This is a genomic window from Klebsiella sp. Shm-1 (assembly GCF_040804525.1).
Classification (GTDB): Bacteria; Pseudomonadota; Gammaproteobacteria; order Enterobacterales; family Enterobacteriaceae; genus Klebsiella; species Klebsiella pneumoniae.
The window spans coordinates 4,313,867-4,339,630 of record NZ_CP161823.1 but is presented as its reverse complement, the minus strand read 5'-3'; the positions used below and the strand labels follow the sequence as shown (position 1 = coordinate 4,339,630).

Annotated in this window: 22 protein-coding genes; 17 read left to right on the top strand and 5 right to left on the bottom strand. The window is 58.3% G+C overall.

Going from position 1 to position 25,764, the window contains the following annotated elements:
- Window positions 1-10 precede the first annotated feature (10 nt).
- The 16 genes from AB1E37_RS21275 (at window position 11) to mutT (ending at window position 20,140) form a co-directional block, all read left to right on the top strand.
- Complete coding sequence (locus AB1E37_RS21275; protein ID WP_002888559.1) at window positions 11-1,777, top strand: peptidoglycan glycosyltransferase FtsI; 1,767 nt, start codon at window positions 11-13, stop codon at window positions 1,775-1,777.
- Window positions 1,764-3,251, top strand: a complete 1,488-nt coding sequence (gene murE / locus AB1E37_RS21270) for a UDP-N-acetylmuramoyl-L-alanyl-D-glutamate--2,6-diaminopimelate ligase (protein ID WP_004182923.1) — start codon at window positions 1,764-1,766, stop codon at window positions 3,249-3,251. The genes AB1E37_RS21275 and murE overlap by 14 nt, the downstream gene beginning before the upstream one ends.
- Window positions 3,248-4,606, top strand: coding sequence for a UDP-N-acetylmuramoyl-tripeptide--D-alanyl-D-alanine ligase (gene murF / locus AB1E37_RS21265; protein ID WP_004177411.1), 1,359 nt, complete (start codon window positions 3,248-3,250; stop codon window positions 4,604-4,606). The genes murE and murF overlap by 4 nt, the downstream gene beginning before the upstream one ends.
- Window positions 4,600-5,682 (top strand): phospho-N-acetylmuramoyl-pentapeptide-transferase, encoded by a 1,083-nt coding sequence (gene mraY, locus AB1E37_RS21260; protein ID WP_002888562.1) that lies wholly within the window; start codon window positions 4,600-4,602, stop codon window positions 5,680-5,682. The genes murF and mraY overlap by 7 nt, the downstream gene beginning before the upstream one ends.
- A 2-nt stretch (window positions 5,683-5,684) precedes the next feature.
- The gene (gene murD, locus AB1E37_RS21255; protein WP_004147075.1) at window positions 5,685-7,001 is read left to right on the top strand and encodes a UDP-N-acetylmuramoyl-L-alanine--D-glutamate ligase; all 1,317 of its coding nucleotides are present in this window, start codon (window positions 5,685-5,687) and stop codon (window positions 6,999-7,001) included.
- Window positions 7,001-8,275, top strand: coding sequence for a cell division protein FtsW (gene ftsW / locus AB1E37_RS21250; protein ID WP_002888565.1), 1,275 nt, complete (start codon window positions 7,001-7,003; stop codon window positions 8,273-8,275). The genes murD and ftsW overlap by 1 nt, the downstream gene beginning before the upstream one ends.
- On the top strand, window positions 8,272-9,342 hold the full coding sequence (gene murG, locus AB1E37_RS21245) for an undecaprenyldiphospho-muramoylpentapeptide beta-N-acetylglucosaminyltransferase (protein WP_002888566.1): 1,071 nt from the start codon (window positions 8,272-8,274) through the stop codon (window positions 9,340-9,342). Before ftsW ends, murG begins: the two co-directional genes overlap by 4 nt.
- A 47-nt stretch (window positions 9,343-9,389) precedes the next feature.
- Complete coding sequence (gene murC, locus AB1E37_RS21240) at window positions 9,390-10,865, top strand: UDP-N-acetylmuramate--L-alanine ligase (RefSeq protein WP_004145947.1); 1,476 nt, start codon at window positions 9,390-9,392, stop codon at window positions 10,863-10,865.
- Window positions 10,858-11,778 carry a D-alanine--D-alanine ligase gene (locus tag AB1E37_RS21235; protein WP_002888623.1) on the top strand — a complete coding sequence of 307 codons (921 nt, stop codon included), beginning with the start codon at window positions 10,858-10,860 and terminating at the stop codon, window positions 11,776-11,778. The genes murC and AB1E37_RS21235 overlap by 8 nt, the downstream gene beginning before the upstream one ends.
- Before the next feature lies 1 nt (window position 11,779).
- Complete coding sequence (gene ftsQ, locus AB1E37_RS21230; protein ID WP_002888624.1) at window positions 11,780-12,610, top strand: cell division protein FtsQ; 831 nt, start codon at window positions 11,780-11,782, stop codon at window positions 12,608-12,610.
- Window positions 12,607-13,869, top strand: coding sequence for a cell division protein FtsA (gene ftsA, locus AB1E37_RS21225; protein WP_002888625.1), 1,263 nt, complete (start codon window positions 12,607-12,609; stop codon window positions 13,867-13,869). Before ftsQ ends, ftsA begins: the two co-directional genes overlap by 4 nt.
- Before the next feature lie 62 nt (window positions 13,870-13,931).
- Window positions 13,932-15,083, top strand: coding sequence for a cell division protein FtsZ (gene ftsZ / locus AB1E37_RS21220; protein ID WP_002888628.1), 1,152 nt, complete (start codon window positions 13,932-13,934; stop codon window positions 15,081-15,083).
- A 100-nt stretch (window positions 15,084-15,183) separates the two neighbouring features.
- A complete protein-coding gene (lpxC, locus tag AB1E37_RS21215) occupies window positions 15,184-16,101 on the top strand; it encodes a UDP-3-O-acyl-N-acetylglucosamine deacetylase (protein WP_002888632.1) in 918 nt (305 codons plus the stop codon).
- Window positions 16,102-16,423: 322 nt separating this feature from the next.
- Window positions 16,424-16,921, top strand: a complete 498-nt coding sequence (gene secM / locus AB1E37_RS21210; RefSeq protein WP_002888635.1) for a secA translation cis-regulator SecM — start codon at window positions 16,424-16,426, stop codon at window positions 16,919-16,921.
- A gap of 62 nt (window positions 16,922-16,983) precedes the next feature.
- On the top strand, window positions 16,984-19,689 hold the full coding sequence (secA, locus tag AB1E37_RS21205) for a preprotein translocase subunit SecA (RefSeq protein ID WP_002888638.1): 2,706 nt from the start codon (window positions 16,984-16,986) through the stop codon (window positions 19,687-19,689).
- Between the two features lie 58 nt (window positions 19,690-19,747).
- The gene (gene mutT, locus AB1E37_RS21200; RefSeq protein ID WP_004145942.1) at window positions 19,748-20,140 is read left to right on the top strand and encodes an 8-oxo-dGTP diphosphatase MutT; all 393 of its coding nucleotides are present in this window, start codon (window positions 19,748-19,750) and stop codon (window positions 20,138-20,140) included.
- Between the two features lie 52 nt (window positions 20,141-20,192).
- Here mutT and yacG read toward each other — a convergent pair whose 3' ends face one another.
- From yacG to coaE, 3 genes are read right to left on the bottom strand one after another with little or no spacing between them, the layout of a single operon-like run.
- Window positions 20,193-20,387 carry a DNA gyrase inhibitor YacG gene (gene yacG, locus AB1E37_RS21195; protein WP_002888644.1) on the bottom strand — a complete coding sequence of 65 codons (195 nt, stop codon included), beginning with the start codon at window positions 20,385-20,387 and terminating at the stop codon, window positions 20,193-20,195.
- A gap of 9 nt (window positions 20,388-20,396) precedes the next feature.
- Window positions 20,397-21,140 carry a cell division protein ZapD gene (gene zapD, locus AB1E37_RS21190; RefSeq protein WP_002888645.1) on the bottom strand — a complete coding sequence of 248 codons (744 nt, stop codon included), beginning with the start codon at window positions 21,138-21,140 and terminating at the stop codon, window positions 20,397-20,399.
- Window positions 21,140-21,760 carry a dephospho-CoA kinase gene (gene coaE, locus AB1E37_RS21185; protein WP_004222669.1) on the bottom strand — a complete coding sequence of 207 codons (621 nt, stop codon included), beginning with the start codon at window positions 21,758-21,760 and terminating at the stop codon, window positions 21,140-21,142. Before coaE ends, zapD begins: the two co-directional genes overlap by 1 nt.
- A 343-nt stretch (window positions 21,761-22,103) precedes the next feature.
- Between coaE and AB1E37_RS21180 the strand changes: the two genes are divergently transcribed.
- Window positions 22,104-23,147: a GMP reductase gene (locus AB1E37_RS21180; RefSeq protein ID WP_004145938.1), complete on the top strand. Its 1,044-nt coding sequence runs from the start codon at window positions 22,104-22,106 to the stop codon at window positions 23,145-23,147.
- A 36-nt stretch (window positions 23,148-23,183) separates the two neighbouring features.
- Here AB1E37_RS21180 and hofC read toward each other — a convergent pair whose 3' ends face one another.
- Together hofC and gspE are read right to left on the bottom strand one after the other, a co-directional pair.
- Entirely contained in the window at window positions 23,184-24,389 is a 1,206-nt protein-coding gene (gene hofC, locus AB1E37_RS21175; protein ID WP_004222670.1) for a protein transport protein HofC, read from the bottom strand.
- The gene (gene gspE / locus AB1E37_RS21170; protein WP_004145935.1) at window positions 24,379-25,764 is read right to left on the bottom strand and encodes a type II secretion system protein GspE; all 1,386 of its coding nucleotides are present in this window, start codon (window positions 25,762-25,764) and stop codon (window positions 24,379-24,381) included. Before gspE ends, hofC begins: the two co-directional genes overlap by 11 nt.

Here is a 25,764-nt window from a genome sequence, read left to right as displayed (position 1 = left end):
ATTGCGACGGATGAAAGCAGCGCCAAAAACGCCTAAAGCAAAACGTCAGGAAGAACAGGCCAACTTTATCAGTTGGCGTTTTGCGTTGCTGTGCGGCTGTATTCTGCTGGCGCTGGCTTTTCTGCTGGGTCGCGTCGCCTGGCTACAGGTGATCAGCCCCGATATGCTGGTGCGCCAGGGCGATATGCGTTCTCTGCGCGTACAGGAAGTGTCCACCGCGCGCGGGATGATTACCGATCGCTCCGGACGTCCGCTGGCGGTCAGCGTGCCGGTGAAGGCTATCTGGGCCGACCCGAAAGAGCTCCATGACGCCGGCGGGGTTACCCTGGATACACGCTGGAAGGCGCTGGCGGATGCCCTCAATATGCCGCTGGATCAGCTGGCGACGCGCATCAATACCAATCCGCGGATGCGGTTTATCTATCTGGCGCGTCAGGTTAACCCTGACATGGCCGATTACATCAAGAAGCTGAAGCTGCCGGGCATTCATCTGCGCGAAGAATCCCGTCGGTACTACCCTTCCGGGGAAGTAACCGCTCACCTCATCGGCTTTACCAACGTCGATAGCCAGGGGATTGAAGGGGTTGAGAAAAGCTTTGATAAATGGCTTACCGGCCAGCCGGGCGAGCGTATCGTACGTAAAGACCGCTATGGCCGGGTAATTGAAGACATCTCTTCTACCGATAGCCAGGCAGCGCACAACCTGGCGCTGAGTATCGACGAACGCCTGCAGGCGCTGGTCTATCGCGAGCTAAACAACGCCGTGGCCTTTAACAAAGCCGAGTCGGGCAGCGCCGTGTTAGTGGATGTTAACACCGGTGAAGTGCTGGCGATGGCCAACAGCCCATCCTATAACCCGAACAACTTCGCCGGTACGGCAAAAGACACCATGCGTAACCGTGCGATTACCGACGTGTTTGAGCCGGGTTCGACGGTGAAACCGATGGTGGTCATGACGGCGCTGCAGCGCGGTATCGTCAACGAAAATACCGTGCTCAATACCGTGCCTTATCGAATTAACGGCCACGAAATCAAAGACGTGGCGCGCTACAGCGAATTGACCCTGACCGGGGTGCTACAGAAGTCGAGTAACGTCGGTGTTTCTAAGCTGGCGTTAGCGATGCCGTCCTCAGCGTTAGTAGATACTTACTCACGTTTTGGGCTTGGAAAGGCGACCAATTTGGGGTTGGTCGGAGAACGCAGTGGCTTATATCCTCAAAAACAACGGTGGTCTGACATAGAGAGGGCCACCTTTTCTTTCGGCTATGGGCTAATGGTAACCCCGTTACAGTTAGCGCGAGTCTACGCAACGATTGGCAGCTATGGCATCTATCGCCCGTTGTCGATTACCAAGGTTGATCCTCCGGTTCCGGGCGAGCGCGTCTTCCCGGAATCACTCGTTCGTACCGTCGTTCATATGATGGAAAGCGTGGCGCTGCCCGGCGGCGGCGGTGTGAAAGCGGCGATCAAAGGCTATCGCATCGCGATTAAAACCGGTACGGCGAAAAAAGTGGGGCCGGATGGCCGCTATATCAACAAATATATTGCTTACACCGCAGGCGTTGCGCCCGCCAGCCATCCGCGCTTCGCGCTGGTGGTGGTGATCAACGACCCGCAGGCAGGTAAATACTACGGTGGCGCCGTTTCCGCGCCGGTCTTCGGTGCCATCATGGGCGGCGTATTGCGCACCATGAACATCGAGCCGGATGCGCTGGCAACGGGCGAAAAAAGTGAATTTGTAATTAATCAAGGCGAGGGAACAGGTGGCAGATCGTAATTTGCGCGACCTACTCGCTCCATGGGTGCCAAACGCACCGGAGCGCATTCTGCGAGAGATGACGCTGGACAGCCGGGTGGCTGCTTCCGGCGATCTCTTTATCGCGGTACAGGGTCATCAGGCGGACGGGCGTCGTTATATCCCGCAGGCGATAGCGCAAGGTGTGGCTGCCATTATTGCTGAAGCGCAGGGCGAAGCTAAAGACGGTGAGATCCGTGAAATGCACGGCGTGCCGGTTATCTACCTGAGCCAGCTTAACGAACGCTTATCGGCGCTGGCCGGGCGTTTTTATCATCAGCCGTCGCAGCAGCTGCGTCTGGTGGGCGTCACCGGCACCAACGGGAAAACCACCACCACTCAGCTGCTGGCGCAGTGGGCAAAGCTGCTCGGCGAAACCAGCGCGGTGATGGGGACCGTCGGTAACGGTCTGCTGGATAAAGTCGTTCCAACTGAAAACACCACCGGTTCCGCGGTGGACGTTCAACATGTGCTCTCCAGTCTGGTCGGGCAGGGGGCTACCTTCGGCGCGATGGAAGTCTCCTCCCACGGTCTGGTACAGCACCGCGTAGCGGCCCTGCAGTTTGCCGCCTCGGTGTTTACCAATCTCAGCCGCGATCATCTCGACTACCATGGCGACATGGAGCACTACGAGGCGGCGAAATGGCTGCTGTACTCCACCCATCATTGCGGTCAGGCCATCGTCAATGCTGACGATGAAGTCGGTCGTCGCTGGCTGGCAAAACTGCCGGACGCGGTGGCGGTATCGATGGAAGATCATATCAACCCGAATTGCCACGGCCGCTGGCTAAAGGCTACTGCGGTGAACTATCACGACAGCGGGGCGACCATCCAGTTTGACTCCAGCTGGGGCAAAGGCGAAATCGAAAGCCGCCTGATGGGCGCATTTAACGTCAGCAACCTGCTGCTGGCGCTGGCCACGCTGCTGGCGCTGGGCTATCCGCTGGCCGATCTGCTGAAGACCGCAGCGCGTTTACAGCCGGTGTGCGGCCGTATGGAAGTGTTCAGCGCGCCGGGTAAACCTGCCGTGGTGGTAGATTATGCCCATACGCCTGACGCGCTGGAAAAAGCGCTGCAGGCGGCACGCCTGCACTGCAGCGGCAAGCTGTGGTGCGTCTTCGGCTGCGGCGGCGACCGCGACAAAGGTAAACGTCCGTTGATGGGCGCTATCGCGGAAGAATTTGCCGACATCGTGGTCGTTACTGACGATAACCCGCGCACCGAAGAGCCGCGGGCGATTATCAACGATATTCTGGCCGGCATGCTCGATGCAGGTCAGGCGAAGGTGATGGAAGGCCGCGCGGAAGCGGTGACCAACGCCGTGATGCAGGCGAAAGAGAACGACGTGGTGCTGGTGGCGGGTAAAGGCCATGAAGATTACCAGATCGTCGGCAACCGCCGTCTGGATTATTCCGACCGCGTGACCGTCGCGCGTCTGCTGGGAGCGGTAGCATGATTCGCTTTACGTTAAGTCAACTTGCCGCGATCGCCCATGGCGAACGGCAGGGTAGCGATGTCGCTATCGACGAGGTGACCACCGATACCCGTAAAGTGACGGCGGGCTGCCTGTTTGTGGCGCTGAAAGGGGAGCGTTTCGACGCCCATGATTTTGCCGAACAGGCGAAAGCGGCGGGCGCCGGCGCGCTGCTGGTGAGTCGTCCGCTGGCCTGCGATCTCCCGCAGGTGATTGTGAACGATACCCGGCAGGCTTTCGGTGAGTTAGCCGCCTGGGTGCGTCAGCAGGTGCCGACTCGCGTCGTCGCCTTGACCGGCTCGTCCGGTAAAACCTCGGTTAAAGAGATGACCGCGGCGATCCTCAGCCAGTGCGGCAACACGCTGTATACCGCCGGCAACCTGAACAACGATATCGGCGTCCCGATGACGCTGCTGCGGCTGACCAAAGAGCATCAGTACGCGGTGATCGAACTCGGCGCCAACCACCAGGGCGAAATCGCCTGGACCGTCAGCCTGACGCGTCCGGAAGCGGCGCTGGTCAACAACCTTGCTGCGGCGCACCTGGAAGGTTTCGGATCGCTGGCGGGCGTGGCGAAGGCGAAGGGCGAAATCTATACCGGTCTGCCGGAAAATGGCATCGCCATCCTCAATGCCGACAATAACGACTGGCTGAACTGGCAGGCGGTGATTGGCGATCGCAAAGTGTGGCGCTTCTCGCCGAACGCGGCGAACAGCGATTTCACGGCGACCAACGTGCAGATCACCAGCCACGGCACCGAATTTACGCTGCAGACCCCAACCGGCAACGTTGACGTACTGCTGCCGCTACCGGGACGCCACAACATCGCTAATGCGCTGGCCGCCACTTCGCTGGCGATGGCGGTAGGCGCCGATTTGGCGGCGGTGAAAGCCGGGCTGGCGCAGCTGCAGGCCGTTCCGGGACGTCTGTTCCCGATCCGGCTGACCGAGAGCCAGCTGCTGCTGGATGATTCCTATAACGCTAACGTTGGTTCGATGACCGCGGCGGTGCAGGTGCTGTCAGAGATGCCCGGCTTTCGCACGATGGTGGTCGGCGATATGGCAGAGCTTGGCGCGGAGAGCGCGGCCTGCCATCGCGAAGTCGGCGAAGCGGCGAAAGCGGCGGGTCTGGATTGCGTCCTCAGCGTCGGCGCCTTGAGCGCGGATATCAGCCGCGCCAGCGGCGTGGGCGAACATTTTAACGATAAAGCCGCCGTGGTGGCTCGCCTGCGCGAGCTGCTGGCGGAGCACAAAATAATGACCATTTTAGTGAAGGGTTCACGTAGTGCCGCCATGGAAGAGGTAGTACGCGCATTACAGGAGACTGGGACATGTTAGTATGGCTGGCCGAACACTTGGTCAAATATTATTCCGGCTTTAACGTCTTTTCTTATCTGACGTTTCGCGCCATCGTCAGCCTGCTGACCGCGCTGTTCATCTCGTTGTGGATGGGCCCGCGCATGATCGCCCGTCTGCAAAAACTCGCCTTTGGCCAGGTCGTACGTAACGACGGCCCGGAGTCTCATTTCAGTAAACGCGGTACTCCGACCATGGGCGGGATCATGATCCTCACCGCGATCACCGTTTCCGTTCTGCTGTGGGCCTATCCATCTAACCCGTACGTCTGGTGCGTACTGACGGTATTAATCGGCTACGGCATCATCGGTTTCGTTGATGATTACCGTAAAGTCGTGCGCAAAGATACCAAAGGCCTGATCGCCCGCTGGAAGTATTTCTGGATGTCGGTGATCGCCCTGGGCGTGGCCTTCGCGCTGTATCTGGCGGGGAAAGATACCCCGGCAACCGAGCTGGTGGTGCCGTTCTTTAAAGACGTAATGCCGCAGCTGGGGCTGTTCTATATCTTGCTGGCCTACTTCGTTATCGTCGGTACCGGCAACGCCGTCAACCTGACCGACGGCCTCGACGGCCTGGCGATTATGCCGACCGTTTTCGTCGCGGCAGGCTTTGCGCTGGTGGCCTGGGCCACCGGTAACATGAATTTCGCCAACTACCTGCATATCCCGTATCTGCGCCACGCCGGCGAGCTGGTGATCGTCTGTACGGCGATTGTCGGGGCGGGGCTGGGCTTCCTGTGGTTCAACACCTACCCGGCGCAAGTCTTTATGGGCGACGTCGGTTCACTGGCGCTCGGCGGCGCATTGGGCATTATCGCCGTGCTGCTGCGTCAGGAGTTCCTGCTGGTGATCATGGGCGGGGTTTTCGTGGTGGAAACGCTGTCGGTTATTCTGCAGGTCGGCTCCTTTAAGCTGCGCGGTCAGCGCATCTTCCGCATGGCGCCGATCCACCACCACTATGAACTGAAAGGCTGGCCGGAGCCGCGCGTTATCGTGCGCTTCTGGATTATTTCGCTGATGCTGGTGCTGATTGGCCTGGCGACGCTGAAGGTACGTTAATCATGGCAGATTATCAGGGTAAAAAAGTCGTCATTATTGGGCTGGGCATGACCGGCCTGTCATGCGTGGACTTTTTCATGGCGCGCGGCGTAACCCCGCGCGTGATGGACACCCGCGTCGCGCCTCCGGGGCTGGATAAATTACCCGAATCGGTCGAATGCCATGTCGGCGGACTCAATGATACCTGGCTGCTGGCGGCGGACCTGATTGTCGCCAGTCCGGGGATTGCGCTGGCCCATCCTTCGCTCAGCGCAGCGGCCGACGCTGGCGTAGAGATCGTTGGCGATATCGAACTGTTCTGCCGCGAAGCGCAGGCGCCGATTATCGCCATTACCGGTTCTAACGGCAAAAGCACTGTTACTACCCTGGTGGGCGAGATGGCGAAAGCCGCTGGAGTTAACGTCGGCGTGGGCGGCAATATCGGCCTGCCGGCGCTGATGCTGCTGGACACCGATCGAGAGCTGTATGTGCTGGAGCTCTCCAGCTTCCAGCTGGAAACCACCTCCAGCCTGCAGGCGGTGGCGGCAACCATCCTCAACGTGACTGAGGACCATATGGACCGCTACCCGCTGGGGCTGCAGCAGTATCGCGCGGCGAAGCTGCGGATTTACGAGAATGCGAAGACCTGCGTGGTGAACGCGGACGATGCGCTCACCATGCCGGTACGCGGGGCGGACGAACGCTGCATTAGCTTTGGCGTCGATGTCGGTGACTACCACCTTAACCGCCAGCAGGGCGAAACCTGGCTGCGCGTTAAAGGTGAGAAAGTCCTCAATGTGAAAGAGATGCCTCTCACCGGTCAGCATAACTACAGCAACGCCCTGGCGGCGCTGGCGCTGGCCGATGCCGCAGGTCTGCCGCGGGCCAGCAGCCTGAAGGCGCTGACCACCTTTACCGGTCTGGCGCACCGTTTCCAGTTGGTGCTGGAACACAACGGCGTACGCTGGATTAACGACTCGAAGGCGACCAACGTTGGCAGCACTGAGGCGGCGCTGAACGGCCTGCAGCTGGACGGCACGCTCTATCTGCTGCTGGGCGGCGACGGCAAGTCCGCTGATTTTACCCCGCTGAAGCGCTACCTCGGCGGCGATCGTATTCGCCTGTACTGCTTTGGTCGCGATGGCGCCGAGCTCGCTGAGCTGCGTCCTGAGGTGGCGGTACAAACTGAGACTATGGAACAGGCGATGCGTCAGATTGCTCCCCTGGTGAAAGCGGGGGACATGGTGCTCCTGTCGCCGGCCTGCGCCAGCCTGGATCAGTTTAAGAACTTTGAACAACGGGGCGAGATGTTTGCCCGTCTGGCGAAGGAGTTAGGTTGATGCGTTTCTCTCTCCCACGCCTGAGAATGCCGCAGCTGAGCCTGCCTCGGCTGAGACTGCCGCGATTGCCGGGGATGTTTATTTTCGCCTGGCTATTCGCTGCGCTGAAAGGCTGGGTGATGGGCTCGCGCCCGAAAGATAACGACAGTCTGGTGATGTATGACCGGATGCTGCTATGGCTGACCTTCGGCCTGGCGGCGATCGGCTTTATTATGGTGACCTCGGCGTCGATGCCGGTCGGACAGCGCCTGGCGAACGATCCTTTCCTCTTCGCCAAGCGTGACGGCCTGTACATTGTGCTGGCCTTCGCGCTGGCGATGATTACGCTACGTCTGCCGATGGATTTCTGGCAGCGCCACAGTACCGCGATGCTGATCGCCTCGATCGTCATGCTGCTGATCGTACTGGTAGTAGGCAGCTCGGTAAACGGCGCATCGCGCTGGATAGCCCTTGGTCCGCTGCGTATTCAGCCGGCGGAGTTCACCAAGCTGTCGCTGTTCTGCTACATCGCCAACTATCTGGTGCGTAAAGCCGACGAAGTGCGTAACAACCTGCGCGGCTTCTTAAAACCGATGGGCGTGATTTTCGTACTGGCCATCCTGCTGCTGGCGCAGCCTGACCTCGGTACCGTGGTGGTCCTGTTCGTCACCACGCTGGCGATGCTGTTTCTCGCCGGCGCGAAGCTGTGGCAGTTCATCGCCATTATCGGCATGGGTATTTCGGCGGTGGTCCTGCTGATCCTCGCCGAACCATACCGTATTCGCCGCGTGACCTCCTTCTGGAACCCGTGGGAAGACCCGTTCGGCAGCGGCTACCAGCTGACCCAGTCGCTGATGGCTTTTGGCCGCGGCGAGATGTGGGGGCAGGGCCTCGGCAACTCGGTGCAAAAACTGGAGTATTTACCGGAAGCGCACACTGACTTTATCTTCGCCATTATCGGCGAAGAACTCGGTTATATCGGTGTGGTACTGGCGCTTTTAATGGTATTCTTCGTCGCTTTCCGCGCCATGTCGATTGGCCGTAAAGCGCTGGAGATCGATCATCGCTTTTCCGGCTTCCTCGCCTGTGCGATTGGTATCTGGTTTAGCTTCCAGGCGTTAGTTAACGTCGGCGCGGCGGCGGGAATGCTGCCGACGAAAGGTCTGACGCTGCCGCTGATCAGTTATGGTGGTTCCAGTCTGTTGATTATGTCGACGGCCATTATGTTGTTGTTGCGAATTGATTATGAAACGCGTCTGGAAAAAGCCCAGGCGTTTACACGGGGTGTGCGATGAGCGGTCAGGAAAAGCGGTTGATGGTGATGGCGGGCGGTACCGGCGGGCATGTGTTCCCGGGACTGGCGGTCGCGCACCATTTAATGGACCAGGGCTGGCAGGTTCGCTGGCTGGGTACCGCCGATCGTATGGAAGCGGATTTAGTGCCGAAAAACGGCATCGAAATTGATTTTATCCGCATCTCCGGCCTGCGTGGCAAAGGTATCAAAGCGCAGCTACTGGCGCCGGTGCGTATCTTTAACGCCTGGCGTCAGGCGCGGGCGATCATGAAGCGTTTCCAGCCGGACGTGGTGCTGGGTATGGGCGGCTATGTTTCCGGGCCTGGCGGTCTGGCGGCGTGGTCGCTGGGGATCCCGGTGGTCCTCCACGAGCAAAACGGCATTGCCGGCCTGACTAACAAGTGGCTGGCGAAGATTGCGAAGAAAGTGATGCAGGCGTTTCCCGGCGCGTTCCCGCATGCGGACGTTGTTGGGAACCCGGTGCGCACCGATGTACTGGCGCTGCCGCTGCCAGGTCAGCGTCTGGTTGGCCGTCAGGGGCCGATTCGCGTGCTGGTGGTCGGTGGCTCTCAGGGCGCGCGCGTCCTGAACCAGACGATGCCGCAGGTGGCGGCGAAGCTCGGCGCTACGGTGACCATCTGGCATCAAAGCGGCAAAGGCGGCCAGCAAACCGTGCAGCAGGCCTATGCCGCCGCCGGACAGCCGCAGCATAAAGTGACGGAATTTATTGATGACATGGCCGCGGCGTATGCCTGGGCAGATGTTGTGGTTTGCCGTTCCGGCGCGCTGACGGTTAGCGAAATCGCGGCCGCAGGTTTACCAGCGCTGTTTGTCCCGTTCCAGCACAAAGATCGTCAGCAGTACTGGAATGCGCTGCCGCTTGAGAAAGCCGGCGCGGCGAAAATTCTTGAACAGCCTGAGTTCACGGTAGAAGCGGTTGCCTCTACCCTGGCGAGCTGGGATCGGGAAACCTTGCTGGATATGGCGGAACGAGCGCGTGGCGCTTCGATTCCGGACGCTACCGAGCGGGTAGCAGAAGAGGTCAGCGCCGTAGCTTTGGCGCGCTAATTGCGGTGATTTTCACCGCCCGAATACAGAAGTTGATGGCGTAAAGAATGAATACACAAGATTTGGCAAAACTGCGTTCCATAGTGCCCGAGATGCGTCGCGTTCGGCACATTCACTTTGTCGGCATCGGCGGTGCCGGTATGGGCGGTATTGCCGAAGTGTTGGCTAACGAAGGTTACCAGATCAGCGGCTCCGACCTGGCGCCGAATCCGGTGACCCAGCAGCTGTCGCAGCTTGGCGCCACCATTTATTTCAACCATCGCCCGGAAAACGTGCGTGATGCCAGCGTGGTTGTCGTTTCCAGCGCGATTTCGGCAGATAACCCGGAAATCGTTGCCGCGCATGAGGCGCGTATCCCGGTGATCCGTCGTGCCGAAATGCTGGCGGAGCTGATGCGCTTTCGCCACGGGATCGCCATTGCCGGGACCCACGGCAAAACCACCACCACCGCGATGGTATCCAGCATTTACGCCGAGGCCGGGCTGGACCCGACCTTTGTCAACGGCGGGCTGGTAAAAGCGGCGGGCGTACATGCCCGCCTTGGCCATAGCCGTTACCTGATCGCGGAAGCGGATGAGAGCGACGCGTCGTTTCTGCATCTGCAGCCGATGGTGGCCATTGTCACCAACATCGAAGCCGATCACATGGATACCTACCATGGCGACTTCGAGAATCTGAAGCAGACCTTTATCAACTTCCTGCACAACCTGCCGTTCTACGGACGCGCGGTGATGTGCGTGGACGATCCGGTGATCCGGGAACTGTTGCCGCGCGTTGGCCGGCAGATCACCACCTACGGTTTTAGCGACGACGCCGACGTACGCGTCGAGGACTATCGTCAGGTTGGGGCGCAGGGGCATTTCCGCCTGGTGCGCCAGGATAAAGCGATCCTGCAGGTGACGCTCAATGCCCCGGGACGCCATAACGCGCTGAACGCGGCGGCGGCCGTCGCCGTGGCGACGGAAGAGGGGATTGACGATCGGGCTATTCTGCGCGCACTGGAGAGCTTCCAGGGAACAGGACGCCGCTTTGATTTTCTTGGCGAGTTTCCGCTGGCCGAAGTCAACGGCAAACCGGGCAGCGCGATGCTGATCGATGATTACGGTCACCACCCGACGGAAGTGGACGCCACCATTAAAGCAGCGCGCGCCGGCTGGCCGGATAAAAACCTGGTGATGGTATTCCAGCCGCACCGTTATACCCGTACCCGCGATCTGTATGATGATTTTGCCAACGTGCTGACCCAGGTGGATGCCCTGCTGATGCTGGACGTCTATCCGGCGGGCGAAGCGCCGATCCCGGGCGCCGACAGCCGCTCGCTGTGCCGTACCATTCGCGGTCGCGGGAAAGTGGATCCGATCCTGGTGCCCGATTCGGCCCAGGCCGCGGAGATGCTGGCGTCAGTCCTGACCGGCAACGATTTAGTACTGGTGCAGGGCGCCGGTAACATCGGTAAAATCGCCCGCCACCTGGCTGAAATCAAACTGATCCCGCAAAAAACGGAGGAGGAGCGCCATGGCTGATAAAATCGCGGTGCTTTTCGGTGGAACCTCCGCTGAACGTGAAGTGTCGCTGAATTCAGGTGCGGCGGTGCTGGCCGGGCTGCGTGAAGGCGGGGTGGACGCCCATCCGGTCGACCCGCGCGATGTTGATATTACCCAGCTAAAAAAGCAGGGCTTTAAGAAAGCGTTTATTGCCCTCCACGGCCGCGGCGGGGAAGATGGCACTCTGCAGGGGCTGCTGGAGTTAATCCAGCTGCCTTATACCGGCAGCGGCGTGATGGCTTCGGCGATTTCAATGGATAAACTGCGCAGCAAGTGGCTGTGGCAGGGTGCCGGATTACCGGTCGCGCCGTGGGTGGCGCTGACCCGCGCCCAGTTTGCCGCCGGGCTGTCTACTGACGTCGAACAGCAAATTGCGGCGCTGGGTCTGCCGGTCATCATCAAGCCGAGCCGTGAAGGCTCCAGCGTCGGGATGTCGAAAGTCAGCGAAAGTTGTGATTTAGCAAGTGCATTGGCATTGGCTTTTCAGCATGATGATGAAGTTTTGGTCGAAAAATGGCTCAGTGGACCGGAATTTACCGTCGCCATAGTCGGTGAAGAAATTTTACCGTCAATACGTATCCAGGCCGCGGGAACCTTCTATGATTATGAGGCGAAATATCTCTCTGATGAGACGCAATATTTCTGCCCAGGATTTGAAGATCCCGCGCGTGAGTCAGCTATTCAGAACCTGGTGCTTAAAGCCTGGAATGTTCTGGGTTGCAAAGGCTGGGGCCGTATTGACGTGATGCTGGACAGCGATGGCCAGTTTTATCTGCTGGAAGCGAATACTTCCCCGGGCATGACCAGCCATAGCCTTGTGCCAATGGCGGCGCGTCAGGCAGGAATGAGCTTCTCCCAGCTTGTTGTACGAATTCTGGACCTGGCGGGGTGATATGTCGCAGGCTGCGCTGAATACGCGGAACCATGAAGAAGAGGCTTCTTCTTCGCGTCGGAGTAATGGAACGCGGCTGGCAGGGATCGTTTTCCTGCTGGCGGTGCTGTTTACCGTGCTGGTCAGCGGGTGGATGGTTCTTGGCTGGATGGAAGATGCGCAGCGCTTACCGCTGTCGAAGATGGTGGTGACCGGCGAGCGCCACTATACGCGCAACGATGACATCCGTCAGGCGATCCTGGCGCTGGGTTCGCCGGGTACCTTTATGACTCAGGATGTGAACATCATCCAGAGCCAGATTGAACGTCTGCCGTGGATTAAGCAGGCGAGTGTCCGAAAGCAGTGGCCCGATGAATTGAAGATTCATCTGGTTGAATATGTGCCGATTGCGCGCTGGAATGATCAACATATGGTGGATGCAGAAGGAAATGCCTTCAGCGTGCCGGCGGATCGCACCAGCAAACAGAATTTACCGATGTTATACGGCCCCGAAGGCAGCGAGAACGAAGTGCTGCAGGGGTATCGTGACATGGGGCAGGTGCTGGCAAAGGATAAATTCACGTTGAAAGTGGCGGCGATGACCGCCCGTCGCTCCTGGCAGTTGACGCTTAATAATGACATCAAGCTCAACCTTGGCCGTGGCGATACCATGAAACGGCTTCAGCGCTTTATGGAACTCTACCCGGTTCTTCAGCAGCAGGCGCAGACCGACGGCAAACGGATTAGCTACGTTGATTTGCGTTATGACTCGGGTGCGGCAGTGGGCTGGGTACCTGCTCCCGCAGAGGAAACTAATCAACAACAGAATCAGGCACAGGCAGAACAACAATGATCAAGGCGACGGACAGAAAACTGGTAGTTGGACTGGAGATTGGCACCGCCAAGGTGGCCGCTTTAGTAGGGGAAGTTCTGCCCGACGGCATGATCAATATCATCGGCGTGGGCAGTTGCCCATCGCGTGGTATGGATAAAGGCGGTGTGAACGACCTCGAGTCGGTGGTGAAATGCGTACAGCGCGCCATCGACCAGGCCGAACTGATGGCGGATTGCCAGATTTCATCAGTTTATTTGGCACTTTCGGGTAAACATATAAGCTGTCAGAATGAAATCGGGATGGTACCGATTTCGGAAGAAGAAGTGACGCAGGACGACGTCGAGAACGTGGTCCACACCGCGAAGTCGGTTCGCGTTCGCGATGAACATCGTGTCCTGCACGTGATTCCGCAGGAATATGCTATCGACTACCAGGAAGGGATTAAAAACCCGGTAGGGCTGTCCGGCGTGCGTATGCAGGCGAAGGTGCATCTGATCACCTGCCATAACGATATGGCAAAAAACATTGTTAAAGCAGTGGAACGTTGTGGTCTGAAAGTTGACCAACTTATTTTCGCCGGGTTAGCGGCCAGTTATTCGGTATTAACAGAAGACGAACGTGAGCTGGGCGTCTGCGTTGTGGATATCGGCGGTGGTACAATGGATATCGCCGTCTACACCGGCGGCGCATTGCGTCACACCAAAGTGATCCCGTATGCCGGTAACGTGGTGACCAGCGATATCGCCTATGCCTTCGGTACGCCGCCGAGCGATGCCGAAGCCATCAAGGTTCGTCACGGATGCGCATTGGGTTCCATCGTCGGTAAAGACGAAAACGTCGAAGTACCGAGCGTTGGTGGACGTCCTCCGCGTAGCCTGCAGCGTCAGACGTTGGCAGAGGTGATTGAACCGCGCTATACCGAGCTGCTTAACCTGGTCAATGAAGAGATCCTGCAGCTGCAGGAACAGCTCCGCCAGCAGGGTGTTAAACATCATCTGGCGGCGGGGATTGTGTTAACCGGCGGCGCGGCGCAAATTGAAGGTCTGGCGGCCTGTGCGCAGCGCGTGTTCCATACTCAGGTGCGCATTGGCGCGCCGCTGAACATCACCGGTTTAACCGACTATGCCCAGGAGCCGTATTATTCAACGGCGGTGGGGCTGCTGCACTACGGAAAAGAGTCACATCTCAGTGGTGAAGCGGAAGTAGAAAAACGCGTGACGGCCTCAGTGGGCTCGTGGATTAAGCGACTCAACAGCTGGCTGCGAAAAGAGTTTTAATTTTTTAAGAGAACGCAGACAATTAGCGTTCTCAGGCGACAGGCACAAGACGGAGAGAAACTATGTTTGAACCTATGGAACTGACCAACGACGCGGTGATTAAAGTCATCGGCGTCGGTGGCGGCGGCGGTAACGCCGTTGAACACATGGTGCGCGAGCGCATTGAGGGTGTTGAATTCTTCGCGGTAAATACCGATGCGCAGGCGCTGCGTAAGACGGCGGTTGGCCAGACTATCCAGATCGGTAGCGGTATTACCAAAGGTCTGGGCGCGGGCGCGAACCCGGAAGTCGGCCGTAACGCGGCTGATGAAGACCGTGAAGCGCTGCGCGCAGCCCTTGATGGCGCAGACATGGTGTTCATCGCGGCAGGCATGGGCGGCGGTACCGGTACCGGCGCGGCGCCCGTAGTCGCGGAAGTGGCGAAGGATCTGGGGATCCTCACCGTTGCGGTGGTCACTAAGCCGTTTAATTTTGAAGGTAAGAAGCGCATGGCGTTCGCTGAGCAGGGGATCACCGAGCTGTCCAAGCACGTTGACTCACTGATCACCATCCCGAACGACAAGCTGCTGAAGGTCCTGGGTCGTGGAATTTCCCTGCTCGACGCATTCGGCGCGGCAAACGACGTCCTGAAAGGCGCGGTGCAGGGTATCGCCGAACTGATCACCCGTCCGGGTCTGATGAACGTCGACTTCGCGGACGTCCGTACCGTGATGTCTGAAATGGGCTACGCGATGATGGGTTCCGGGGTGGCGAGCGGTGAAGACCGTGCGGAAGAAGCGGCTGAAATGGCTATCTCTTCTCCGCTGCTGGAAGATATCGACCTGTCAGGCGCGCGCGGCGTGCTGGTCAACATTACTGCGGGCTTCGACCTGCGTCTGGACGAGTTCGAAACTGTGGGTAACACCATCCGTGCTTTTGCCTCGGATAATGCGACCGTGGTTATCGGTACCTCTCTGGACCCGGATATGAACGACGAGCTGCGCGTGACCGTAGTGGCGACCGGTATTGGCATGGATAAGCGTCCGGAAATCACCCTGGTAACCAACAAGCAGGTTCAGCAGCCGGTGATGGATCGTTACCAGCAGCATGGTATGTCGCCGCTGACGCAAGAGCAGAAGCCGGCAGCCAAAGTGGTGAACGACAATACGCCGCAAACCGCGAAAGAGCCGGATTATCTGGATATCCCAGCCTTCCTGCGTAAGCAAGCCGATTAAGAATCGACTGGAAGTTGGGCATCTGCGCTCTTTGTGCTAAACTGGCCTCCCGATAGTGGTGTACACTTCGGTTGGATAGGTAAATTGGCGAGATTATACGATGATCAAACAAAGGACTCTTAAACGTATCGTTCAGGCGACTGGCGTCGGTTTGCATACCGGCAAGAAAGTCACTCTGACGTTACGCCCTGCGCCGGCAAATACCGGGGTCATCTATCGTCGCACCGACTTGAATCCACCGGTAGATTTTCCGGCTGATGCCAAATCTGTGCGTGATACCATGCTCTGTACTTGCCTGGTTAATGAGCATGACGTGCGGATTTCTACGGTTGAACACCTGAACGCCGCATTGGCTGGCCTGGGTATCGACAACATTATTGTTGAAGTCGATGCGCCGGAAATCCCGATTATGGACGGCAGTGCGGCTCCGTTCGTTTATCTGTTGCTGGACGCCGGCATTGATGAACTGAACTGCGCCAAGAAATTTGTACGTATCAAAGAGACGGTTCGCGTTGAAGATGGCGACAAATGGGCTGAATTCAAACCGTACAATGGTTTTTCGCTGGACTTCACCATCGATTTTAACCATCCAGCGATTGATGCCAGCACCCAGCGCTATACGCTGAACTTCTCGGCCGATGCGTTCATGCGTCAGATTAGCCGTGCGCGTACCTTCGGTTTTATGCGCGATATCGAATATCTGCAGTCCCGCGGCCTGTGCCTGGGCGGCAGCTTCGATTGTGCCATCGTTGTTGACGATTATCGCGTACTGAACGAAGACGGTCTGCGCTTTGAAGACGAATTTGTTCGCCACAAAATGCTGGATGCGATCGGTGACCTGTTTATGTGTGGTCACAACATTATCGGCGCATTCACGGCGTACAAATCGGGTCACGCGTTGAACAACAAACTGCTGCAGGCGGTTCTGGCAAAACAGGAAGCCTGGGAGTATGTGACCTTCGAAGACGACGCAAAACTGCCAATGGCGTTCCGCGCACCGTCGATGGTTCTGGCGTAAGCCTGACCATTCAGTAAATTCGACTGGTAACCTGGTACTCTCTCCGACCAGGGAGCCAGTCGTTTTTCTTTTATAGCACCCTCCAGTTATTTTCGCTGCGATCCCTGGATAATAATTAGCGTGCGTTCGCTGCTTTATTAAGCGTTTTCGCCGGGCAATCGCCTTCATTCATGCTGCCTCAGGCCGGTATTAATGTTAGTATTTGAGCGCAAAATTATTTCTCAGGATTGCTTTACCCCGTGGACATCAGGTTGTCCTGCGAAAAACATCAATAAAGAGACAGCCTGAACGACGACGGGTCTAGCAAAGAAAGGTAATGAACGTGAGTGGATTGCTGACGCGCTGGCGACAGTTTGGCAGACGGTATTTTTGGCCGCATCTCCTGTTGGGGATGGTCGCGGCCAGCCTCGGCCTGCCTGCGCTAAGCAACGGTCACGAGACCGCGGCGCCAGCGAAGGCGACCGCCAGCAATCACAATCCGAGCAAGGTTAATTTCTCTCAGCTGGCGCTTCTGGAGACGAATCGCCGGCCCAGCTTTACCGTCGACTACTGGCATCAGCACGCCATTCGCACCGTTATTCGTCATCTCTCCTTCGCCATGGCGCCGCAGGCGCTGCCGGTGGCGGAAGAAACTTCCCCGCTGCAGGCTCAGCATCTGGCGCTGCTCGACACCCTCAGCGCGCTGCTGACGCAGGACAGCACGCCGCCGGTAGTGATCCGCCAGGCGGGTTACATCCCTTCTTCATATTCTGCCTTCCGCGTCAGCGCCTGGATAAGCCAGGTGGCGGGGATCCGCGCAGGGCCTCAACGTCTCAGCTGAAAATAACCACGGACCATCCTATTTTTTGTGACTCCGCACCGCGGGGCGTTTGAGATTTTATTATGCTTATCAAAATGTTAACCAAGGTTTTCGGCAGCCGTAACGACCGTACGCTGCGTCGTATGCGCAAAGTCGTCAATATCATCAACGGCATGGAACCGGCGATGGAAAAACTCTCTGATGACGAGCTGAAAGCGAAAACCGCTGAATTCCGCGCGCGCCTGGAAAAAGGCGAAACGCTGGAAAGCCTGATCCCTGAAGCTTTCGCCGTCGTTCGCGAAGCCAGTAAGCGCGTATTCGGCATGCGCCACTTCGACGTCCAGCTGCTGGGCGGTATGGTGCTTAACGATCGCTGCATCGCCGAGATGCGTACCGGTGAAGGTAAAACCCTGACCGCGACCCTGCCGGCGTACCTCAACGCGCTAACCGGCAAAGGCGTTCACGTAGTGACCGTCAACGACTATCTGGCCCAGCGTGACGCCGAAAATAACCGCCCGCTGTTTGAATTCCTGGGCATGACAGTTGGCATCAACATGTCCGGCCTGCCGGCGCCGGCGAAGCGTGAAGCTTACGCTGCCGATATCACCTATGGCACCAACAACGAATACGGCTTCGACTACCTGCGCGACAACATGGCCTTCAGCCCGGAAGAGCGCGTTCAGCGTAAACTGCACTATGCGCTGGTGGATGAGGTGGACTCCATCCTGATCGATGAGGCGCGTACGCCGCTGATCATTTCCGGCCCGGCGGAAGACAGCTCTGAAATGTACCGCAAGGTAAACAAAATCATCCCGCATCTGATCCGCCAGGAAAAAGAGGATTCGGATACTTTCACTGGCGAAGGCCACTTCTCGGTGGATGAAAAAGCGCGTCAGGTTAACCTGACCGAACGTGGTCTGGTGCTGATTGAAGAGCTGCTGGTACAGGAAGGCATTATGGATGAAGGTGAGTCCCTGTACTCTCCAACCAACATTATGCTGATGCACCACGTTACCGCCGCGCTGCGCGCCCATGCGCTGTTCACCCGCGACGTTGACTACATTGTCAAAGATGGCGAAGTTATCATCGTCGATGAGCACACTGGCCGTACGATGCAGGGCCGCCGCTGGTCCGATGGTCTGCACCAGGCCGTTGAGGCCAAAGAGGGCGTGGAGATCCAAAACGAGAACCAGACTCTGGCCTCTATCACCTTCCAGAACTACTTCCGTCTGTACGAGAAGCTGGCGGGGATGACCGGTACAGCCGATACCGAAGCCTTTGAATTCAGCTCTATCTATAAGCTGGATACCGTGGTTGTACCGACCAACCGTCCGATGATCCGTAAAGACATGGCGGATCTGGTCTATATGACCGAAGCGGAAAAAATTCAGGCAATTATCGAAGATATCAAAACTCGTACCGCTGCCGGTCAGCCGGTGCTGGTGGGGACTATCTCGATCGAAAAATCTGAAGTGGTTTCCCGCGAACTGACTAAAGCCGGCATCAAGCACAACGTCCTGAACGCCAAATTCCACGCCAGCGAGGCGGATATCGTCGCCCAGGCGGGCTACCCTTCCGCGGTGACCATCGCCACCAACATGGCGGGTCGTGGTACCGATATTATGCTCGGCGGTAGCTGGCAGGCGGAAGTCGCTGCGCTGGAAAACCCAACGCCAGAGCAGATTGAGAAAATCAAAGCCGACTGGCAGGTACGCCACGATGCGGTACTGGCCGCAGGCGGTCTGCACATCATCGGTACCGAGCGTCATGAATCTCGCCGTATCGATAACCAGCTGCGCGGCCGTGCTGGTCGTCAGGGGGATGCCGGTTCTTCCCGCTTCTACCTGTCAATGGAAGATGCCCTGATGCGTATCTTCGCCTCCGATCGCGTGTCTGGCATGATGCGTAAACTGGGAATGAAACCAGGTGAGGCGATTGAGCACCCGTGGGTCACCAAGGCGATCGCCAACGCCCAGCGTAAAGTGGAAAGCCGTAACTTCGATATCCGTAAGCAGCTGCTGGAATATGATGATGTGGCCAACGACCAGCGCCGGGCGATCTACACCCAGCGTAACGAGCTGCTGGACGTGTCTGACGTCAGCGAAACCATCAACAGCATCCGCGAAGACGTCTTTAAGGCGACGATCGATGCCCATATTCCGCCGCAGTCGCTGGAGGAGATGTGGGATATCGAAGGTCTGCAGGAGCGTCTGAAAAACGACTTCGACCTCGACCTGCCAATCAAAGAGTGGCTGGATAAAGAGCCGGAGCTGCATGAAGAGACCCTGCGCGAACGTATTCTGCAGAGCGCGGTAGAAACCTACCAGCGTAAAGAAGAAGTGGTCGGCGCCGAGATGATGCGCCACTTCGAGAAAGGCGTGATGCTGCAGACTCTGGATTCGCTGTGGAAAGAGCACCTGGCGGCGATGGATTACCTGCGCCAGGGTATCCACCTGCGCGGCTATGCGCAGAAAGATCCGAAGCAGGAGTACAAGCGCGAATCGTTCTCAATGTTTGCCGCGATGCTGGAGTCACTGAAGTATGAAGTGATCAGCACCCTGAGCAAAGTCCAGGTGCGGATGCCGGAAGAAGTCGAGGCGATGGAACAGCAGCGTCGTGAAGAGGCCGAGCGCCTGGCGCAGATGCAGCAGCTCAGCCATCAGAGCGATGATGAAGCCGCAGCCCAGGATCTGGCGGCGCAAACCGGCGAACGTAAAGTGGGCCGTAACGATCCGTGCCCGTGCGGCTCCGGCAAAAAGTACAAACAGTGCCACGGCCGTCTGAGCTAAGGTCTGATAAAACAAACAAAGGCGCAGAGTTCTGCGCCTTTTTTATGGAGCGCATTCAATGAAAAAACTGCAAATCGCCGTCGGGATAATTCGCAATCCGCAAGGCGAAATCTTTATTACCCAGCGCGCCGCCGATGCCCATATGGCGAATAAGCTGGAGTTCCCGGGCGGGAAGATTGAATCTGATGAGACGCCTGAGCAGGCGCTAATCCGCGAACTGCAGGAGGAAGTTGGGATTACGGTCACCACCTCTTCGCTCTTTGATAAGCTGGAGTATCAGTTCCCCGATCGCCATATTACGCTGTGGTTTTTCCTCGTGGAAAGTTGGCAAGGCGAGCCGTGGGGTAAAGAAGGGCAGCCGGGTCGGTGGATGGCGGGACCAACGTTGGATCCGGCGGCGTTTCCTCCGGCGAATGAACCGGTTATCAGCAAACTTATCGCCCAGGGCTGAGCCCCGGGTCGCGAGGCTAACCCGCCAGGCGCCGGGTTAGCTTGCCATCAAATCAGGGTTGCTGCTCGCTCCAGTCATCGCTATCGGAGAGATCCCCCGCGCTGGGGATGCGCTTCTCTTCCGCAGCCCATTCTCCCAGATCGATCAGTTGGCAGCGCTTGCTACAGAACGGACGAAACGGACTCTGCTCGCCCCACACCACAGTTTTGCCGCAGGTCGGGCAGTTGACGATAGTCTCTTCTGACATGTTATCTCCTTAACAGCAGGCCAGTTCAAAATCAAAGCGCTCCGGCACGATCCCATATTCACTGTCCAGCGCCAGGAAACGGATGGCGAAACGGCTCTTATGGCCGGAAATTTGCGGATAAAGCTGGTGAGCCAGATCGAGACGCAGGCGCAGCAGATCGGCATCTTCGCCATTATCCTGATAAAAGCCGTTGAGGCTGGTCTGTTTGCGGAACAGCGCGGAGTTGCGGATAAGATCGAGGATCAGGCTCAGGGACTGGACCAGCGGATCGAGGCTGGCAAGCCAGCTGGCTACCTGCTCGTCGCGATGCGCCTGTGGCATATGGAGCCAGATATGCAGGGTCGGTAAATCGAAGCTGCAGCAGCCGCCAGGAATACTCAGGCGCTGACGCACCAGCGCAATCAGGCGATCTTCACGCAGAAACTGACCAATGCGCGGCGCGGCCATCAGGGTGCTGGAGGACTGCTTCAACTGGTGGCGCAGCTCGTTTATGCGCTCCTGATCGACGCCCGGCACTTCTGCCCATGACTGGAGCTTACGCTGCTGGCGTTCCAGCTCTTTAACCAGGTCAGTGCGCACCTCGCCGCGCTCCAGGACATCCAGCAGATCGCCGGCGTTACGGAAAAAATGGAGCGCATCGGCATGGCTGGCAATCTGCGGATGGAAAGCCATCTGCTGGATCAGAAATTCGATGCGCAGCCAGGTGCGCATTTTCTCATTAAGAGGATGTTCAAACAGAACGGGGGTATGCATTACGAGTTTTCCTGTGAGGCGGCCTGCGATGCCAGCGTTAAATACTTTTCGTGCAGGCGGGCAACATCCGATGCCACTGCATCCGGCGTGCCAGTGTTTTCAATAACATCGTCCGCGACGGCCAGGCGCTGCTGGCGCGTGGCCTGGGCGGCAAGAATATGTTCAGCATGTTCGCGGCTGACCTTATCGCGCATCATGGTGCGTTCGATTTGCGTCTCTTTCGGCACATCGACGACCAGTACGCGATCGGCCTGGCCGGACAGGCGGTTTTCGACCAGCAAAGGTACGACCCAGAGGAGATAAGGGGAGGTGGCGGCCTGCATCTGGCGGCGCGTTTCCTGCTGAATCAGCGGGTGCAACAGCGCATTGAGCCAGGCTTTTTCCTCCACGTGAGCAAAAATTTTTTCCCGCAGCAGGCGGCGGTTCAGCGTGCCGTCGGGGGCAATCATCTGTGGTCCAAAGTGGCCGACAATGGCCTGGAGCGCCGGGGTACCGGGCTCGACCACCTGACGGGCGATAACATCGGCATCGATAACCTTAACCCCAAGCTGCGCGAAGGCGTCGGCGACCGTACTTTTACCGCTGCCGATCCCGCCTGTTAACGCGACTGTGTACCCCATATCTTCTGACCCTGAAACGGATTGCTCGTATTTTTTGCAGGCAGACAGCGATGACTGGCAGCGCGCCGGGGAGGCGACAGTGAGCATGTCGTGAGGGCCCCGCGCCAACCGGGATCGCCGTCCGCTATACTGTTTGTTTTAATCAAGCAAATCAAATGGTTAAAAACAATACTCCGGCAGGGGAAGGCATAGGCGCCTTTTTCTCCATTCACCAGGTAAATTTATACGATTGTAGCGTAAAAAAAGTGAAAATCGCAGTCTTGCGCGGGCCTGATTCGCGCGTATGATAACGTCACTGGAGTTGTGCTCTCACATTCATGCCATTAACCCCAGGAATTCGCACATGCGTATTGAAGAAGATCTGAAGCTTGGTTTCAAAGACGTTCTTATCCGCCCGAAACGCTCTACCCTCAAAAGCCGTTCTGATGTTGAGCTGGAACGTGAATTCACCTTTAAACATTCAGGCCTGACCTGGTCCGGCGTGCCGATTATTGCGGCTAACATGGATACCGTCGGCACCTTCAGCATGGCTAAAGCGCTGGCCACTTTTGGTATTCTGACCGCGGTACATAAGCACTACACCGCTGAAGAATGGCTGGCGTTTACCCAGGGCGCATCCGCAGACGTACTCAAGCATGTGATGGTTTCCACCGGCACGTCCGATGCGGATTTCGAAAAAACCCAGCAGATCCTCTCTCAGAACCCACAGCTGAATTTTGTGTGTATCGACGTCGCCAACGGCTACTCCGAGCACTTTGTACAGTTCGTGGCGAAGGCGCGCGAAGCCTGGCCGCAAAAAACTATCATCGCCGGGAACGTGGTCACCGGTGAAATGTGCGAAGAGCTGATCCTCTCCGGCGCCGATATCGTCAAAGTTGGCATCGGCCCGGGATCCGTCTGCACCACCCGCGTTAAGACCGGGGTCGGCTATCCGCAGCTCTCCGCCGTGATTGAGTGTGCCGATGCGGCGCACGGCCTTGGCGGCCAGATCATCAGCGACGGCGGTTGCACCATGCCGGGCGATGTGGCGAAAGCCTTCGGCGGCGGCGCTGATTTCGTGATGCTTGGCGGCATGCTGGCGGGCCATGAAGAGAGCGGCGGAACCATCGTTGAAGAGAACGGAGAGAAATTCATGCTGTTCTACGGCATGAGCTCCGAGTCGGCGATGACCCGCCATGTGGGCGGTGTCGCGAAATACCGCGCGGCGGAAGGCAAAACCGTTAAGCTGCCTTTGCGTGGACCAGTGGAGAATACCGCACGTGATATTCTCGGCGGTCTGCGTTCTGCCTGCACCTACGTTGGCGCCTCGCGTCTGAAAGAGCTGACCAAGCGTACGACCTTTATCCGCGTTCAGGAACAAGAGAACCGGGTATTCAATAGCCTGTAATCGGCTGCACTGGCGCCTGCGCGGCGCCAGTGTTTCTCATCCTCCCGCCCCGCCAATGGCATCGCCCAGGTGAAAAACGGGCAAATACATTGCCACCACCAGAATCCCGACCAGCGAGCCGGTTATCACCAGCATCATGGGTTCAAGATGCGCAGCCAGACTATCGGCTCGCTGATAGGTTTGCTCGCGATGGTGATGCGCCAGGTTTTCCAGCATCTGATCCAGCGCTCCCGCGCTTTCCCCCGTGCGGATGAGCTGCAGGCACAGCGGTGTAAAACCGCCGCAGCGGCTTAACGCCTGCCAAATCGGCTCCCCCTGAACGATCAGCGCGCGGGCCTGCGCCAGACGCTGGCGCCATAGCGGGCACGACAGGGACTCTTCAACGCTTTGCAGCCCCTGCAGAAAGCTAATACCGGCGCTTTGGGTTAACGCCAGGATGGTGAAGATCAGGCTCAGCTGTTGTCCGCCGATCAGGGAGCCAATGAGAGGGAGCGCGTTAAGCAACCGCTGGCGGCGCAGCAACCAGTCGCTGCGCCGCCGGATCAGCTGGTTGAGCAGCAGCGGGCTCAGCAGCGAGGCCAGCAGCAGCGGCCAGCCGCGACTTAGCATGTCGCCTGCCGCAACGACCATCCGCGTCAATAGCGGTAGCGGCGTACTGAACGTCTGGTAGATGGCGGTGAACTCGGGCAGGACAAAATAGAGCATCCCCAGCACCACCAACAGCGCCAGAGAGAGCACGATCAGCGGGTAGCGCAGCGCTTTTTTGACTTTGCTGGCGAGCCGCTGCTGCTTCTGCTGCTGATTCGCCAACTGCAGGCAGCAGATATCGAGCTTGCCCGTCAGTTCGCCGGTGCTAATCATCGCCAGATATAGTGGCGGAAAAGCCTGGGGCCACTGCGCCAGCGCGGCAGAGAACGCCACGCCCTGGGCCAGCTCGCGGCCTAGCGCCTCAAGCAGCGCCTGCCACTGGGCATGCGACTGCTGCTGCGCCAGCAGCGATAACCCTTCCGCCAGCGGCAGGCCGGCCTGCAGCAGGGTCGCCAGCTGGCGGATCGTTTCGCAACTGTAGCGCGGGTGCCAGAGGCTCTGCTTCACCGCACAGCGGCGTACGGCCAGCGGTATAACTCGCTGCTGTTGGAGGTGCTGCAGGACCTCCAGACGCTTGGTTTGCCATAGCATCCCCTGACAAGGGGCGCCCTGCACATCGATACCGCGCCAGCGCCAGAGACGCTTAGTCGCCATGGGGGATCCCCAGCACCCGCACCACCTCTTCGAGGCTGGTCAATCCTTGTTCGATAGCCTGACAGCCGCTTTCAAAAAGCGTCATCATCCCTGCGGCTCGCGCTAGAGATTCAATCTCAATGGCGTTAAGTCCCTGGACTATCCCCTGGCGTAGCCCGGGGGTAACAGGCAGCACTTCGAACAGCGCCAGCCGGCCGTAATATCCGTGGTAACAATGTTCGCAGCCCGCTGCCTGCCAGCGTGGCAGCGGGCGGGGCCACAGGCTGTGCGGCAGGTCGGCGGCGCTGCCGGCATTACGCCGACAGTGGGGACACAGCTTGCGGACCAGACGCTGGGCGATGACCAGCGAGAGCGCAGAGGAAATCATCCAGCGGGCGATGCCCATTTGCTGCAGGCGGGTCAGGGTTTCGCTGGTGGAATTGGTGTGCAGGGTGGAGAGCACCAGATGACCGGTCTGGGCGGCTTTGAGCGCGATTTCAGCGGTCTCGGCATCGCGGATCTCGCCCACCATGACAATATCCGGATCCTGGCGTAACAGGGCGCGCAGCACACTGTGAAAAGTGAGTCCGGCGCGGGGATTGATTTGCGTCTGGTTCATCCCGGCGATGGGGATCTCCAGTGGATCCTCCACGCTACAGATATTCACTTGCTCACGGTTTCTGGCCTGCAGAGCGCTGTAGAGGGTCACCGTTTTCCCGCTTCCGGTTGGGCCGGTGACCAGCAGCAGACCCTGCGGCTGGTTCAGCGCCTGGCGAAAGGCCGCCAGCTGGGAGGATGAGAGTCCGAGTGCTTCCAGATCCAGCGCCTGGTCAACCTGATGCAGAAGGCGCAGGACAATCTTTTCGCCATAGCGGCAGGGCAGAGTGGCGATGCGAAAAGAGAGCGGTCGTCCCGCAAGATTCAGCGCGAACTGGCCATCCTGCGGTAAACGGTGCTCGGCGATATCGAGACTGGCCAGGACCTTGAGTCGCGCGATAACCGGTGCGGCCAGTTCGGGAGCCAGCAACGGTAGGGCGTGAAGGACGCCATCGACCCGCAGGCGGATGCGTAAGTGCGTTTCCGTGGGCTCGATATGAATATCAGACGCCCGCTGACGCAGGGCCTGTTCGAGGATCTGGTTGACCCGTTCGGCGATATTTTCCGGCCCGTCGTTCTGCGCCAGTTGCGCCTGCTTTTCCTGGGCCTGCAGACGCTTATCCATCTGCTCCTGGCTCCAGCATTCAATGTCGATCCGCTTTTGCGTCGCGAAGCGTAGCGCCTCCATCAACTCCGCCGGCGGGGTATTAACCACCGCAATAGAGATTGTCTGTTCATCGCTATGCAGCAGCATGGCGTGGTAGCGACGGCAGAGAGGGATCAGCTGTTCTGTTTTCAT